We start from the raw sequence: 14,974 nt of genomic DNA on the forward strand, positions 1-14,974 counted from the left end.
GAAAGCACCACTTTCCGTTCGGACTTTTCATTACATAAATGCATGGAAAACATGATTATAATGAATTATACATCATAGATAAATGGTGATACCATGAAACCATAATCATCCTGAAATGATATGGTGATCACATGATACAACAAGGCACGCCACTTTTCCGCAAAACCAGCTTTGCTTTTTTTGCCGCTGGTTTCAATACGTTTGGGATCCTTTACTGCGTACAGCCTTTGATGCCGGAATTTTCAAAACAATTTGCGGTTAGTCCAACGACAGCAAGCCTATCCCTCTCCATTACAACCATGGTTCTTGCCGTCAGTATGCTCATTTTTGGTTCGTTGTCTGAAGTATGGGGACGCAAGCCAATCATGATCGTTTCCATGCTCGCTTCGTCTGTGTTTTGCATTCTCACAGCATTCAGTTCGAATTTTCATATTCTCCTGGTATTGCGAACGATTGAAGGTGTTTCATTGGCGGGTTTACCCTCCATTGCAATGGCCTATCTTGGAGAAGAAATCGAATCCAAAAGCCTGGGAGCGGCTATGGGTCTCTATATATGCGGCAATTCCATTGGGGCTGTGTTTGGCAGGGTTTTCTCAGGAATGGTGAGTGACTACTTCGGCTGGCAGATCGCAATAGGGGGGATTGGTCTCATCAGTTTGGTTGCCACACTGATTTTTTGGAACACTTTGCCACCATCACAAAATTTCAAAGCACGTCCATTCGTAATGAGAAAGTTAGGTCTGTCTTTAATGGACCATCTAAAGGCTCCCAGTCTCATTTGTTTATTTATCATCGGCTTTTTACTTCTAGGAAGTAATGTAGCGTTGTTCAATTACATCGCTTATGTATTGCTCGAAAAGCCCTATTCACTCAGCCCAACATATATAAGCTGGACATTTTTAATTATGATCATCGGAATGTTCAGCTCTGTCTGGACCGGAAAATTAGTAGATCGTCACGGTAAGCAAAGGCTGTTATTCACAAGCTTATTCCTTGCATTGATCGGTGTCTGTTTGACGTGGGAAGCGAATCTCATGCTGAAGATTGCAGGACTTGGATTTTTTACTTTTGGATTTTTTGGAGCGCATGCCGTTGCAAGCAGCTGGGTAGGACAGCTTGCTTTACAAAACAAAGCACAGGCCTCTTCCTTGTACTTGTTTTTCTACTATACGGGTTCAAGTGTAGGGGGAACACTCGGAGGATTGTTTTGGTCCGCGTACGGATGGGGAGGCGTCATCAGCATGAACGTCGGCTTTCTCCTAATGGGCCTCATCCTTTGGGCGTGCGTCTCAAAAATGGTACAGAACGCGAAGAAAATGACGAAAATAGCCGAGACTTGTGTCTCAAAATAAAGAAACGGAAAAACTCAGTATCGTTTGGTGATACGAAGTCTTTCCGTTTCTTTATAGGCCAAACGATAAACCGAATGCCAGTGCCAATAAGACGGCGAAAGCACCACCTGCAAGCGATCCAGCGACATTGACGGCATCGTTGTTCCAACCAGCGCGACCGCGGATTCGTACGGCTGACTTGCCGCAGTGACGAGCCTGCTCGATTTCACGGCCGCAAGACCCGCAACGGTACATTTGCTGCCATGTCGCACCGATCCACGAATCAACCAGTGACCCTACCATGCCCGCCAGTCCTGCTGTACCAATCCAGGCTGCCAGTCTAAGGGCAGGTGTGATCACATCCGGCGCGGGTTGACCGAGTATCGCAAGCAGCAACCACGCTACACCGCCGATGAATAGTCCACCGGCAAGCGAAGCACCCATGCCCAGGCTAGAAACGCCGCCAGAAGTGCCAGGCGGGACACGCTGTCCCGTTTTAATCGATCGCGGAGGCTTGCGGCTTAAGCCGCCGATCTCTGTCGCCCATGTATCGGCTGTGACCGCCGCCATCACGCCAAGGAACGCGTACCACCAAAGCGGATGGGGCAACGCCCAATTTGCTACACATAACAGGAGCCCGAGCCCGCCGTTTGCTAGCACCTGGCCAGCATCGCGTCTCCCGGTTTTCTCATAACCGCTCTCTGCCTCTTCCTTTTTATGCTTTTTCCACTTGGATAACAAGGTGGACGAGACAAAAAAAGCGATGAGGGAGCCGAACCAGATAGGGCTTCCGAGTGCATACATCACGGTGCCGAGTATAACTGCCGCCAAAAAGCCGGAACCAGACAGCGATCGTTTTACATAAGCCGCCCCGGCAATCCCAGCGCTGCATGCCAGACCGATTAACCACTCCACAGTTTCCTGCCCCCTTTGCTTTGAACTATTATACCTCAACGCAGCAGGCAAGGTGAGCGGTTTCCTCTAGAAAATAGTAATGACAGAATAGAGGAGTATCGGATGTGGGAAAAAGGTTAATTGGGTATACAGAAGAAATAGTAAATACATATGGCAAGATTGAAAGCATAGCAAGTGACGAGGAGAGTTAAAAAGTGTAAAAAGTTGGGCATAGATAGACGTGTTGTATGAACGGGTATCTTATTAAGGAAAGGATGATTGGTTTTGAAGACTTCCCTCAAAGAGAATGCGGTGTCGTTTCTGCAACTGGTAGCTTCGGGAAATGTGCGAGAAGCATACCAAAGATACACAGGTCCGAATTTCCGCCACCATAATCCCTTTTTCCGTGGCGATGCTCATTCTCTCATGATCGCAATGGAAGAGAACGCCGCAAAGAATCCGCATAAGATTCTCGAAATGCAACGTGCCATCGAAGAGGGGGATATCGTTGCCGTTCATTCTCATGTGAGGCAAAACCAAGAGGATCTCGGGGGAGCTGTGGTTCATATCTTCCGTTTTCATAACGACCAAATCGTCGAGCTGTGGGATGTTGGCCAACCCATACCGGATGATTCCCCCAATGAGAATGGAATGTTCTAAAAGAACGGCAGCCAGTGCATGTGGCTGCCGGTTGTTTAACCAAAGATGGTCATTTCTTTATGATGGATATCGAGCACTTCCATTTTCACCATACCGCCAAGATGATGTGGCACGAAATCAGACAATTCTTTAAGCGCCATATGGAATTCATCGCTTCTTGTTTCATCGATTAATTCAATACAGAGGAATGCATTTTTCGTGTTTTCTGTTAGCATCGTCCTCTGAGCTTCACGCCAATTCCAGCATCTGCATATAGCGCCGACATCGTCTTTATAAACAATTTCTCCTTCATATGGCGAAGCATTTTCATCCTGTCCCAATGGGATAAACGGTTCGTTGCCTTTTGCTAGTGTCAGCCGAATATCGCCTACAAAAGTGTCGATATCTTCTCCGCCACAGGGAAGTCCATAACGCAAGGAAATAGAATTATAGATGTCAACAAGCGGGTTAATGGTTCCAATCGGATTGCCATTTTTCACTCTTTTTAATAAAGCTTCAATGGAGCACCTTGCCCCTTTTTTTGTCTTGAATTTCTGAAAAGCTTCTCGCCAAACGGAAATGACAGGATTACTGCTGAACTCCTCCAGACGTAAAAATTTATGTGCTTCTTTCTCTGCGTCATGAAGCAGCTTCTCGTATTTTTCAACGTCCCTCCTTGAATTATCAATCCCCTGGCAAATCACGATGCCTATTTTTGCATGCGGAAATAACGTCCAAAAATCATCTTCAATGATAAATCTCGACATAACCGATCTCTCCGTTTCATTTCACTAATTATGTTTTGGAGGGGCTCGCAAAGGCAGAGAAAATCCCTAGAGCAATGTAGAAATAACCAGTGATCCGATTCATTACCTTTGCACTCGCCGTACTACCCACAATCCGCTTTCTCATACTTGCTGCGAGAAAGGCATACAGACCATCGCTAACAAAAGCAAGGATAATAAATATCGTTCCTAAAAGCAAAAATTGAGCGGTGACTGACCCGACAGTAGGTGATATGAATTGCGGAAAGAAGGCTAAAAAGAAGAGTGCTGTCTTGGGATTCATTACCTCTACAAGCGCTGATTCGTAAAAAACCTTTCGTAATTTTTTGCGAGGGGCTTTTGGAATGTCAGAAGCCGTGCTATCAGCTTTAGAAAGTAATGTCTTACACCCCAGATAGATAAGATAAGCAGCACCCAGGTATTTCACGATATGAAAGGCTGTTGCTGATGTCATAAGGATCGCAGAAACGCCGATTGCTCCAGCTAAAACGTGAACAGAGCCACCAAGAGCCACACCTAGGACTGAAATCAGGCCTGCTTGCTTCCCTTGATCGATACTTCTTGCCATAATATAGAACACAGCTGGTCCAGGTATGATTAACAGCGTAGCAGCGGCAATAACAAATAGCCAAATCGTTGAAAACTCCATAAGAAGCAACTCCTTGTTGTATCTATAGGTTGATCATTTAAATAACTCTTTCCGTTGCTCACGCATCCACTGAGCAACCTGAATTTCTCCTTGATCATTTGATTTTTCAAGCTTTGCCACAATCGATTGATAATCGGTGTTGTTGCGATTCTGGCTCATTTTGGCTGCCCCTTGAATCGAGGTGATTTCAATTTCAAAACCAACGATTCCTTTCATTTCTCTCTCAAGCAATTCAGGATCAAATGTATCCCAGAGACGACCATTTTCTCGGTGAGATTCATAGTGTTTCAGCATAGAATCCAAAGCCGACTTCATTTCATCCTTCGTGAGGATACGTGCTGTCCCATACGCATGTACAGCGAGATAGTCCCATGTGGGAACCTGTTCACTCTCATACCAGCTTGACGAAATGTAAGCGTGCGGTCCTTGAAAAATCAGCAAAACATCTCTGTTGTTATCCAACGTTTTCTTCTGCAAGTTTCCGTATGCAATGTGCCCAGTCGCATAGATTTTCCCTTCCTCTTCACGAATTTCCAACGGGATATGCGTAGCTAATGGGCGATGTTCATCAACCGTAATCAATAGGGCAAACGGGTTAGCCTTCATCGTTTGAACTGCCTCATCATGTTCCATACGATACAGCTTAGGAATGTACATAGTAACCACCCTTTAACTTGAATGTAATCCAAGCGTATGATATAAACTGACATAAAAAAAGATACAATAACAAACAAGTATACATGTCAGAAGGGGTGCGAATGAAAAATACCATTTTTACATTCAAGGATAACTCTCCTAAATACAAACAAATCTACGAGAAATTTAAGTCATTTATTGAACAAGGCGATATTAAGGCGGACGAGCCACTGCCCTCCATTCGTCAACTTGCGGATTCCTTACATGTAAGCCGGAATACAACATTAATGGCGTATGAACAACTTGTTGCTGAAGGGTATGTTCGTGGAGAGGGCCGAAAAGGTTATTTTGTAAATGAGTTAGAGCCCGTTTTATTTCAAGAGGTCGGCAGCTCTTCTACTCACAAGCAAACAGAGCCGGTACCACCTGTGCGGATTGATTTTCGCGCAGACGTCGTCGATCAATCGCATTTCCCTTTAAAAACGTGGCGGAGGATTTCGAATCAAGTATTAACGGAAAAGAACAGCTTTCGGTACGGAGAACCTTTTGGTGAAAGAAGCCTACGTGAGCAGATCGCAGCCTATTTACTCCAGTCTCGTGGAGTGAAAACAGAACCAGATGCCATCATTATCGGCAGTAGTACCCAACAAATGCTTGTGTATCTCGGTCTTGTCCTGAAACATGATTTTTCCAGCGTGATTGTGGAAGACCCTGGTTATGATGGCGCTAGGAAGGCTTTTCAATTGAATGGTTTTACACTCGAAACGTTACCTGTCTATGAGACAGGTGCTGATTTTTCACACTTGGAACAAATGAAATCAAGATTGATTTATGTGGCGCCGTCCCACCACAGTCCATATGGGGTAAGTATGCCCATTCAACAAAGGCATGCACTCATCCATTGGGCAGAAAAGAGGCATGGGTATATTATCGAAGACGATTATGACAGTGAATATCGCTATACCCAACAACCATTCCCGGCTCTCGCTTCCATCGATTCAACGAGAGTTATTTATCTCGGAAATTTCTCGAAATGCTTTTTGCCTGGGATTCGTTTAAGTTATATGGTATTGCCACAGCCACTGGTCAACTGTTATAAAAATCAATTCGCATATTTCGAGAGCCCCACTTCACTCCTTAGCCAATTCGCCATGGCGAAATTTATGGAGGAAGGGGAATGGAATCGCCATATTAAACGGATGCGTCTTGTTTATAAACGAAAAATGCAGCAATTTGTTTGTGAATTAAGGAATCATTTCAAACATCATATCTCTATCATCGGGGAGCAGTCAGGTTTGTACGTATTAGTCAAAGTACACCTGGAACGCTCAGAAGAATGGCTCATTCAACAAGCCTTCCTTCATGGAGTTAAAGTCTATCCTACTTCACTCTTCTTTATAAAAAACAAAACGGATCAACCAATGATTAAACTTGGATTCAGTAATTTATCAAGTGATGAGATTCTGCTTGGTGTGAAGCTTTTAAAAAAGGCTTGGCTATAAAATGGCGGGTTCGATAGCTCAAGCTTTTAAGCGCGAAGAAACACTCAAGCTGGTAAGAGAAAAAAGAAGAAATAAGCGAAAGTCTTTGGGACACCAGCCGAAGCGCAATAGAAAAAAAGAAACCTGCCTTTAGCGTCCACCTCTGAAATACTTCGCAGAGGCGCGACTTTGGACGCGGGTTTCTTTTTTTCCATGGAGCTGGGCAGGGATGACCCCATAGCAGGTAGCCCAAGAACTTGAGTGTTTTCTTCTTTTTTCTCCCACCACCAAAGGCTCGATTTAGACCAAAACAATAAAGGCTTCCCTGAAAAATCAGCGAAGCCTCCGTGGTCTATCTGGCTACTTTGTTTCTCCCATTCTCTCCAAAGCACCATGCACAATTTTCCCTTTAAACATAACAGCAGCCCGACGAGATTTTCTCGCAATCGCTTCCGCAGAGCAGGAGCTTTCGGCAAACACGATGCTTGCCACGTCGCCAACCTTTGGCCATGCACGGTTGCCATCTTTATCGAGCGTTGTTTTTCCTCCGGTGATGAAGTATAGGGATTGCACCAATGATTTCTCATCGACCCAACGGTAGCGCTCGACGAGACGGTTTAGCTTATCGAGCATATCGCCTGTTCCATATGGCGACCATGAATCGTAGAACCCATCATAGCCAAGTGCGACATGTACGCCTTTGGCATGAAGCATCGGAACAGGTGGCATTGCCCGATTAATCGGAACGGTCGTCATGATCATCGTTCCCAGCTGGGACAATCGATCTGCCATGTCCGAGCTTTCCTCCATCGACACATCTCCGAGCGCAAAGGCATGACTGATTGCCATCCGGTTGTGCCAGCCAGCTTCCTCGGTCAGATCGAGCAGTCTTTTGATCGTATAGAAGCCGAGTGTCCCCGGATCATGCAGGTGAATATCGACATCCGCATCTGCTTCCACCGCAATGTCCATCATTTCACGCAAGGAGCCTTCCAACTCATTATCGATCCCAGCCGGGTCCAAGCCTCCAACCAGTGTTGCGCCTTCCTTCATCGCTTGTCTCATCAAGGAGCTTGCTTGTGTGCGCAGGAGCCCCTGCTGCGGGAAAGCAACGATTTCATACGTCAGGCGATCGCTGTACTCTTCCAGTGCTGCACGAACACCCTCCAAGTTTTTTAGCCCGATGTATGGATCGATGTTGACGTGTGTACGCACATGTGTGGCACCGCCTTTGATATGGAGCTGGAGCATCGCTTGTGCGCGCTCTTTGGTCGTCCCGGTCATCAGCGGCATTTCTTTTGCTTCGAACTCCAAGCGATCAATCAGTTTTTTCGGAGGGAGGCAGGATTTCCAGGTTGCGCCCGCATACGTTTTATCCAGATGATTATGCTTTTCAACAAAAGAGGGGAGGGCCAATAAACCTTTTGCATCTTCTTGCGGTAACGTGGTGTCGAGTGGTTCGTTCGCCGAGACGATCTCTGCAATTTTGCCGTCTTCAATCTTCAAATGACAGATTTCTGAGATTGTGTGAAAGACGCCGTCATCTCCTGTTTCAAATCCTTTATCGAGACGAACATTGGTTAACCAAAAAGCTTGCATCACTAGAAATCAGCCCTTTCTCTATCTTGCATGTAGTGGATGAGAGTCCAATCTAGCTGTCTCTAATTAATTGTAGTGAATATTTCGAACAAGGTTGTTCATCTTCTTTACTAGTTTTTGCATGATCTTTACGTATTGTCTGGAATCTTCCTTGTTTTCGAAAAGGAGTAAAGATTGTGCAAATAAACGTAAAAGTTTTGAAACGAATTTTACAGAATATTTCCTATAATAGCGAAGGATGCAATGGAGTGGAGAGGCCGGAACGAGAAAGAATGGGGAGGAACATCATGAAAAAGAAAATAACCGCAAAATATGTCATCGGTTTTGACGGCGACGATCATGTGATTATCAAAGATGGGGAAGTCGTTTACGAGAATGAAACCATTGTGTATGTAGGGCACGATTTTGATGGCGAGGTAGATGAAGTGATGGATGCCGGCAATGCAGTAGTCAGTCCGGGCTTCATTGACCTGAATGCGTTGGGTGACATTGATCACGACATCGTGCATCTGGAGCAAGCTTCTGCTCGAAACAAAAACATGCTCTGGTCGGAAGACTACTACCGTAAAGGCTACCATGAGGTAATGACCCCTGAGGAAGAGGCGTTCAAATCCCTTTACGCCTACAGCCAGCTGATTCTAAATGGGGTAACGACAGCGATGCCGATTACATCCGTTTTCTACAAGCGCTGGGCGGAAACGTATGAGGAGCTGGCAGCCGCAGCCGATCATGCAGGACGCTTGGGATTGCGTATGTACATGGGGCCGAGCTATCAGTCTGGCATGCGTGTCGTGAAGGCAAATGGAGAGATCGAAGTACTGTGGAACGAAGCGGAAGGACAAGCAGGTTTGGAGCGGGCTGTCCAATTTGTCAAAGATTTCGATGGGGCTCACAACGGACTCATCCGTGGAATGCTGGCGCCAGAGCGAATCGAGACACAATCTGTAGAGAGCCTGATCAACACAAAGCGCTACAGCGAGGAGCTCGGATGTCCGATCCGTCTGCATGCCGCGCAAGGTCTTTATGAATATACGGAAATCCATCGTCGTCACAACAAATCCCCGATTCAGTTCCTGAATGAGATTGGCTTCCTCGGAAAGAAAACAGCAATTCCGCACGCCCATTTCATTCCAGGCTTTAGTAAGGCGAAATTCGGAGAGGGGGACGATTTGGCGATCCTGCAAGAGACAGGTACGACCGTGATTCACTGCCCGCTCGTAGTCGGCCGCCACGGTGAGGCACTCGAATCGTTTGCCCGTTACAAGCGTCGTGGGGTCAACATCGCGATTGGAACCGATACGTTCCCGCCTGACTTCATCCAAAACATTCGCACAGCCAGCATGCTCTCCCGTTTGGTGGAAGGCGATGTCGCAGATTCCAGCTACGCGGATATTTACCGCGCAGCGACATTGGGAGGCGCACGTTTCCTCGGCAGAGATGATCTGGGGCGATTGGCGCCGGGGGCAAAAGCAGATATGATTGCCATCGATCTGGATGGTTTCCACATGGGTGCGGTTGATGATCCAATCCGTACGATCATCACGTGTGGCTCAGGCCGTGATGTAAAGCTCTCCATCATTGCTGGACGCACCGTAATGAAAGATCGCCTCCTACCAGGAGTTGATCTGGAAGAGATCAAAGCAAAGGGACAGTGTTACTTTGATAAAATGCGTCTGGGCTACGTCGAGCGAGACTATCAACAGTTGGGCGGAAAAGAGCTGTTCAAGCCTTCTTTCCCAATCGTGAGCAAACTATAGCCTGAACAAAAAAGAAGCACAATCTGCTAGAAACAGCGGATTGTGCTTTTTTCACTTACCGTATGAACCCGCCTTCGGAATGCATGATCTGTCCCGTAATCCACTCCGCTTCGTCACTTGCTAGAAAAGCGACCAGACGCGCTGCATCCTCGGGCTGTCCGATCCGCCCGAATGGAAATTGCCGCAAAAGGTAATGCTTGATTTCGTCGTTCATCCAGCCTGTATCGGTGGGCCCAGGATTTACAGCGTTGACCGTAATCCCTCGCGTAGCTACTTCGGCAGCAAGTGTAGCCGTCAGGGCATCCACGGCTCCTTTTGTTGCGGCATACGCGATCTCACCGACCATCGGGCCTTTGGATTGACCTGAAGTCATGTTGATGATTCTGCCTCCGCGTTGTTGAGAAAAGCGACGGGCAAATTCCACACTGAGCATCGTTGTTGCCCGCAAATTGATAGCATAATGTGCGTCCAAACTGGCAATATCCAATGCCTCATAGCCATCATTTGTTGAGTAGCAAGCGTTGTTGACGAGGATACTTGGTTCGCCCAGTTGTGCTGTAACTGCGTCGAGCACCTCTTTGTAGGCATCGGGCTGTGACAGGTCGATCTCAATCCCAGCACATCTCACTCCGCAGCGTCTGATTTCTTCCTGCAAGATGGCGGGTTCATCCTTTTGAATCCCATGCGCCATGGATTGGTCATAGGCGGTCCAATACGTATGGAAAATATCGGCGCCATGTGAGGCCAGCATTTTACAGATAGCAGCACCAATCCCTTGAAGGCGGCTGGCTCCTGTTACGATCGCAATTTTTCCGTGCAAGCGAGATTTTGTGGTCATACATATCCCTCCTCATTTTGTCACTATCCATTCTTTTCGGGATACCTATTCCTTTCATCCTGCCGACAAAGAAAAAAATCGATCGCGAAATTATTGCGAAGTTTTCGCTAAATAACCAGAAAATGTAGAGGTAGGAGAAACTTACGCTGGAAATCATGCAAAATTGTTGCTATTTTGTATATATAGGAAGTTTCAAATCGTGGTTTTCATACTAAGGGAGATGTAGAAGATGGAGTGTCAGTTAACAATTACCCGGACAGAACAGAAAAAAGAGAAACCAGCGTCTGACAAGCTGGGGTTCGGTGTTCATTTTACCGATCATATGTTCACCATGGATTATACAGAAGGTAAAGGATGGCATGATCCACAAATTGTCCCTTACTCTCCGCTGACATTGGACCCGGCAGCAATGGTGTTCCATTACGGGCAAGCTGTGTTCGAGGGCTTGAAAGCTTATCGCAATCAAGAGGGCAAGGTTCGCTTGTTCCGTCCTGATCAAAACTTCAAGCGTATGAACCGTTCGCTAGAGCGTATGAGCATGCCGTTGATCGACGAGGAATTCATGGTCGAGGCATTGAAGCAGCTGGTGGCAGTAGATAAAGATTGGATTCCAACAGAAAGCGGACAGTCTCTCTACATTCGTCCCTTTGTAATCGCGACAGAGCCATGCTTTGGTGTGCGCGCTTCGCATACGTACAAATTGGTGATTGTACTCTCTCCAGTTGGAGCGTACTATGCGGGTGGTATGCAGCCCGTGAAAATTTATGTAGAAAACAACTACGTTCGTGCCGTAAGAGGCGGAACAGGAAACGCGAAAGTGGCAGGTAACTACGCAGGCGGTCTGAAAGCACAAGTGGAAGCAAAAGAAAAAGGCTATGAGCAAGTGCTGTGGCTCGATGGTGTAGAGAATAAATATATTGAAGAAGTAGGCAGCATGAATGTGTTCTTCAAGGTAAAAGGGGAAGTGTGGACCCCAGCTTTAAATGGCAGCATCCTGGAGGGTATCACAAGAGACTCGACCATCCAATTGCTCAAGGACTGGGGAATTCCAGTCGTAGAGAAGCGGATTTCCATGGAAGACTTGCATGCCGCTTACGTCAACGGTGATCTGGAGGAAGCATTCGGTACCGGAACAGCGGCTGTTATTTCCCCAGTTGGTGATCTGAACTGGAACGGACATCAGATGATCATTAACGGTGAAAAAACAGGGGAATTGACGACGAAACTGTACGAAGAGATGACAGGAATCCAGTACGGTGAGCGTGCAGACAAGTTTGGCTGGTCGGTAGAAGTGACAGAATAATCACGCCAGTAAAACAAGAGGCATAGCCTTCTCTTTTTCGGGAGAGGGCTATGCCTTTTTTGATCGTGTAGGTCACCTCTTGACAAGGGTTATGTAAAATATTACCTTTTGTGGTAATACCACGAAAATTTGTTGTAGGACCAGCAGCGCAGGGAGGCGATCATGACATTGGAGAAAAAAGGGGGAAAGAAAGAACGGTCGTCGGATCAAATTGAGCTGAAATTAATCAAGGCAATTTTGACCCGAGAGTATCCTACAGGAAGTACGCTGCGACCGGAACGGGAGTTGGCAGAGTACTACGGGGTAGGTCGGCCAACCGTTAGAGAAGCACTGCAACGCTTGGAAAGAGATGGCTGGATCACTGTGCGGAAAGGACATCCGGCAATTGTCAACGATTATTGGCATCAAGGCAATATAATGACCCTTGTCCATATCATTCAAAACCACGACGATGTTACGGATGAGTTTATTTCGTACTTGCTGGAACTGCGGATATCGTTGGCGCCTGTTTACATTCGTAACGCGGTTGCTGCTCATCAGCCGAAGGTAGTCGCATTGCTTGCCAATCTCGATCAACTGAACCCTGATGCTGATTCTTATGCAGTGTTTGACTGGGAGCTTCAGAAAAATCTGACGAGGCTTTCCCAAAATCCTATCTACTTACTGATTGTAAACAGTTTTGATTCCTTTTACCTAAAAATGGCGCGAAGGTATTTTTCCATCCCGGAACACCGCGAAGCATCTTGGCACTATTACCATGAACTGTTGAACGTCGCTTTACAGGGAGATGTCATCGAAGCAGAGCGTGTAGCCAGAAAGGCAATGGAAAAAAGTTTGGAGCTGTGGAGAAACCGAACCGTGTTGGAACAAGACAAGTGAAGGAACACAAGAGGAGGGCGTTCTGTTGAAGCCAAAGTTTCTGAAGGAATTCTTTACGTTTCCGGATATCCTCATCATGAGCATGCTATTCCTGATTAGCTTGTCTTTCACTCTTTCCGAATGGTACGTATTGGAAATATGGGTGGCACTCGTTGCGGGGATGATTGGATATGCGGCAAGCGAATACTTGATTCATCGATTTCTCTTTCACCTTAAACCGCCTCGAAACCCATTTTTTCTCCATTTGTTAAAACGCTTACATTACGATCATCACGCCGATCCCAACAACTTGCACCTGCTGTTCTTGCCCGTATGGTACAGCTTGCCGCTCATTGCAGGAACCGGAGGCATTTGCTATCTGCTTACTTCCGACTTGATTGTGACCAATGCCTTTATTACAGGTGTGATCGGATTTTTGCTATTTTATGAATGGACGCATTACATCGCCCACCGTCCGGTTCAGCCCATATCTCCATGGGGGCGCTGGATGAAAAAGCTCCATCTCTGGCATCACTTCAAAAATGAACATTATTGGTACGGTGTTACCAGCCCTGTTTTTGACGTCATGCTGGGAACTTACAAGAATGAACAGGATGTCGAGAAAAGTTCGACCGTGAGAGATCTGGAAAGACGGTGGGACAAAGATGTTGAAGTGTAATTGGTCTTCCGACGCCAGCCTTTTTTACTCGTATAAAAGAGAGTAAGAAATACGGCTTGAAAGCAGCTCGTCACGCACCTCAATTCTCCAAGCGCTAAGAAGCTTGCTATATCAAGGATTATCGCCTCTAGGCTTCATTGAACTGCCCCTTTGGAATAGGCATTGGATTAAGCACTTGGTTTATCCGATGAAATCTGATCTTACCCCTGTCAAGTAGACAACTATAAACAAGCCCTATCTAAGTTGCCTGTGTTCGGTATTCTACCGAGCTCAGGTTTTATTATCGAAATTGAAACCGTTGAAGATTATAAAAGTTATATAGACACGAACAGCTTGTTTCCTTCTTCTTCCGTTTGAAATGAGCGAAGATGCAAACACTCTGCTTTTAAATGTCCAAAGAACCCTTCATTACGAGCATTATCTTAGCAATTTTAGACATACTTGCTACAATTTGATTTTGCTGAAGAAACTGATTATATTGCTTCGAAATGTACTGGTATCCTTGATCACTGTGTAGAAGGACTCCGTTTACATCTCGTGTATATGACTGACAAATATAGACGACGCCGTTAAACAATATGTAAGAATATTTGTGGCCCATTTTTTATTTGGCAGTGAGGCGTAAAAATTTCTGACTACAATGACGCTCTCGGTGGCGAAGGTTGGTGGAACAAGCATCCATAGAAGGAGGATAAACCTGTGAAAAAAATAGACAAGGAATCACAAAAGTTAGGGAGGCCGCACGTTACGCAGCAGATGCATTGCGTGATACTGTAGGCATCACCAAATAATAATTGCCCTCCTTCAGAACAACCTGGGGAGGGCAATTATAATAGAATTACAATTCAATAACAGTAAAGAAAGCTGTGATAACAAGTGTACCCAGAATAATTACTCCTATTAGTTTGGGATCAAGTAGTGAAACAAAGCGACGTTTTTTAATTAACCAAAAATATAAGAATAATACAATGTAAGTGATAAATGCTCCTTGAGCACCAAGATATAGATTATCTATGTAAGCATCCATTAATACCACTAATACCTCCTAATTTCTTGTAACTATTGATTCTCTCACCATTTAAAAATGTCTTTAATCTTTTCTTTAGCTTCCTGTACTTCTCTTCCAATTCGATCTGAGATACTTTCTTTCCTGTCGTTTTTATCTTTTGAGTCTCTTATTTCTTTGGGAGTTGGCATAGAAGCATAAGGTTCGAAGGGGGCAATGAACTTATCTTCAACTGCTTGTGCAATAGCTTCTTTGGTTCCCTTTGTTTTGGAAATGTTGTCGTAATGATCATAAATGTTTTTCGCGGTTTCAGTTGCGACCCCTACTGCGACGCCTACGCCTGCGCCTCTAATAGCTGATCCTTTAGGATCAAAGGGGGCAATGCGTGGAGCTGCTGTTGGACCATTTTTTTTCACAGCAGCCTGCTGTTTCTTTAGATTTTAAAGCTACCGATAAACGCCAAAGCTAGTGAGAAGAAAAAGCACAGGGCTCGCAGACCTGAACTACTACCCGTTAGAT

At 45.8% G+C, this 14,974-nt stretch carries 16 protein-coding genes; 8 read left to right on the forward strand and 8 right to left on the reverse strand.

Annotated elements, in window-relative coordinates:
- Positions 1 to 131 precede the first annotated feature (131 nt).
- A complete protein-coding gene (locus tag C7R94_RS01995; RefSeq protein WP_106778246.1) occupies positions 132 to 1,352 on the forward strand; it encodes an MFS transporter in 1,221 nt (406 codons plus the stop codon).
- A gap of 51 nt (positions 1,353 to 1,403) precedes the next feature.
- Here the strand turns inward: C7R94_RS01995 and C7R94_RS02000 are convergent, their stop codons facing one another.
- Positions 1,404 to 2,246 (reverse strand): DUF92 domain-containing protein, encoded by an 843-nt coding sequence (locus tag C7R94_RS02000; RefSeq protein WP_106778247.1) that lies wholly within the window; start codon positions 2,244 to 2,246, stop codon positions 1,404 to 1,406.
- A gap of 264 nt (positions 2,247 to 2,510) precedes the next feature.
- On the opposite strand from C7R94_RS02000, the gene C7R94_RS02005 reads away from it, so the two are divergent.
- On the forward strand, positions 2,511 to 2,885 hold the full coding sequence (locus tag C7R94_RS02005; protein WP_106778267.1) for a nuclear transport factor 2 family protein: 375 nt from the start codon (positions 2,511 to 2,513) through the stop codon (positions 2,883 to 2,885).
- A gap of 35 nt (positions 2,886 to 2,920) precedes the next feature.
- Here the strand turns inward: C7R94_RS02005 and C7R94_RS02010 are convergent, their stop codons facing one another.
- Genes C7R94_RS02010 through C7R94_RS02020 form a run of 3 tightly spaced genes read right to left on the reverse strand, consistent with a single transcriptional unit; the run spans position 2,921 to position 4,955 of the window.
- Complete coding sequence (locus C7R94_RS02010) at positions 2,921 to 3,631, reverse strand: B3/B4 domain-containing protein (RefSeq protein WP_106778248.1); 711 nt, start codon at positions 3,629 to 3,631, stop codon at positions 2,921 to 2,923.
- A gap of 28 nt (positions 3,632 to 3,659) precedes the next feature.
- Positions 3,660 to 4,298 carry a LysE family translocator gene (locus C7R94_RS02015; RefSeq protein WP_106778249.1) on the reverse strand — a complete coding sequence of 213 codons (639 nt, stop codon included), beginning with the start codon at positions 4,296 to 4,298 and terminating at the stop codon, positions 3,660 to 3,662.
- 33 nt (positions 4,299 to 4,331) lie between these two features.
- Positions 4,332 to 4,955 carry an FMN-binding negative transcriptional regulator gene (locus C7R94_RS02020; protein WP_106778250.1) on the reverse strand — a complete coding sequence of 208 codons (624 nt, stop codon included), beginning with the start codon at positions 4,953 to 4,955 and terminating at the stop codon, positions 4,332 to 4,334.
- Between the two features lie 101 nt (positions 4,956 to 5,056).
- On the opposite strand from C7R94_RS02020, the gene pdxR reads away from it, so the two are divergent.
- Positions 5,057 to 6,436, forward strand: a complete 1,380-nt coding sequence (gene pdxR / locus C7R94_RS02025) for a MocR-like pyridoxine biosynthesis transcription factor PdxR (RefSeq protein ID WP_106778251.1) — start codon at positions 5,057 to 5,059, stop codon at positions 6,434 to 6,436.
- 339 nt (positions 6,437 to 6,775) lie between these two features.
- Here the strand turns inward: pdxR and C7R94_RS02035 are convergent, their stop codons facing one another.
- A complete protein-coding gene (locus tag C7R94_RS02035; RefSeq protein WP_106778253.1) occupies positions 6,776 to 8,017 on the reverse strand; it encodes an amidohydrolase family protein in 1,242 nt (413 codons plus the stop codon).
- A 284-nt stretch (positions 8,018 to 8,301) separates the two neighbouring features.
- On the opposite strand from C7R94_RS02035, the gene C7R94_RS02040 reads away from it, so the two are divergent.
- Complete coding sequence (locus tag C7R94_RS02040; protein WP_106778254.1) at positions 8,302 to 9,771, forward strand: amidohydrolase family protein; 1,470 nt, start codon at positions 8,302 to 8,304, stop codon at positions 9,769 to 9,771.
- Positions 9,772 to 9,826: 55 nt separating this feature from the next.
- On the opposite strand, the gene C7R94_RS02045 is transcribed toward C7R94_RS02040, so the two are convergent.
- On the reverse strand, positions 9,827 to 10,609 hold the full coding sequence (locus C7R94_RS02045) for an SDR family oxidoreductase (protein WP_106778255.1): 783 nt from the start codon (positions 10,607 to 10,609) through the stop codon (positions 9,827 to 9,829).
- 229 nt (positions 10,610 to 10,838) lie between these two features.
- Here C7R94_RS02045 and C7R94_RS02050 point away from each other — a divergent pair, with 229 nt between their 5' ends.
- The 4 genes from C7R94_RS02050 to rpsI all read left to right on the forward strand — a co-directional run bounded on the left by C7R94_RS02050 (position 10,839) and on the right by rpsI (position 13,547).
- Positions 10,839 to 11,912 carry a branched-chain amino acid aminotransferase gene (locus tag C7R94_RS02050; RefSeq protein ID WP_106778256.1) on the forward strand — a complete coding sequence of 358 codons (1,074 nt, stop codon included), beginning with the start codon at positions 10,839 to 10,841 and terminating at the stop codon, positions 11,910 to 11,912.
- A gap of 162 nt (positions 11,913 to 12,074) precedes the next feature.
- A complete protein-coding gene (locus tag C7R94_RS02055) occupies positions 12,075 to 12,791 on the forward strand; it encodes a GntR family transcriptional regulator (protein WP_106778257.1) in 717 nt (238 codons plus the stop codon).
- A gap of 25 nt (positions 12,792 to 12,816) precedes the next feature.
- Positions 12,817 to 13,449, forward strand: a complete 633-nt coding sequence (locus C7R94_RS02060) for a sterol desaturase family protein (RefSeq protein WP_106778258.1) — start codon at positions 12,817 to 12,819, stop codon at positions 13,447 to 13,449.
- A gap of 32 nt (positions 13,450 to 13,481) precedes the next feature.
- On the forward strand, positions 13,482 to 13,547 hold the full coding sequence (gene rpsI, locus C7R94_RS30930; RefSeq protein ID WP_369834976.1) for a 30S ribosomal protein S9: 66 nt from the start codon (positions 13,482 to 13,484) through the stop codon (positions 13,545 to 13,547).
- 740 nt (positions 13,548 to 14,287) lie between these two features.
- On the opposite strand, the gene C7R94_RS02075 is transcribed toward rpsI, so the two are convergent.
- A complete protein-coding gene (locus tag C7R94_RS02075) occupies positions 14,288 to 14,485 on the reverse strand; it encodes a hypothetical protein (RefSeq protein WP_106778259.1) in 198 nt (65 codons plus the stop codon).
- Between the two features lie 35 nt (positions 14,486 to 14,520).
- Positions 14,521 to 14,871 carry a hypothetical protein gene (locus tag C7R94_RS02080; RefSeq protein WP_106778260.1) on the reverse strand — a complete coding sequence of 117 codons (351 nt, stop codon included), beginning with the start codon at positions 14,869 to 14,871 and terminating at the stop codon, positions 14,521 to 14,523.
- Positions 14,872 to 14,974 lie beyond the last annotated feature (103 nt).

Source organism: Brevibacillus sp. NRRL NRS-603 (assembly GCF_003013445.1).
In the GTDB taxonomy this organism is placed as follows: domain Bacteria; phylum Bacillota; class Bacilli; order Brevibacillales; family Brevibacillaceae; genus Brevibacillus; species Brevibacillus formosus.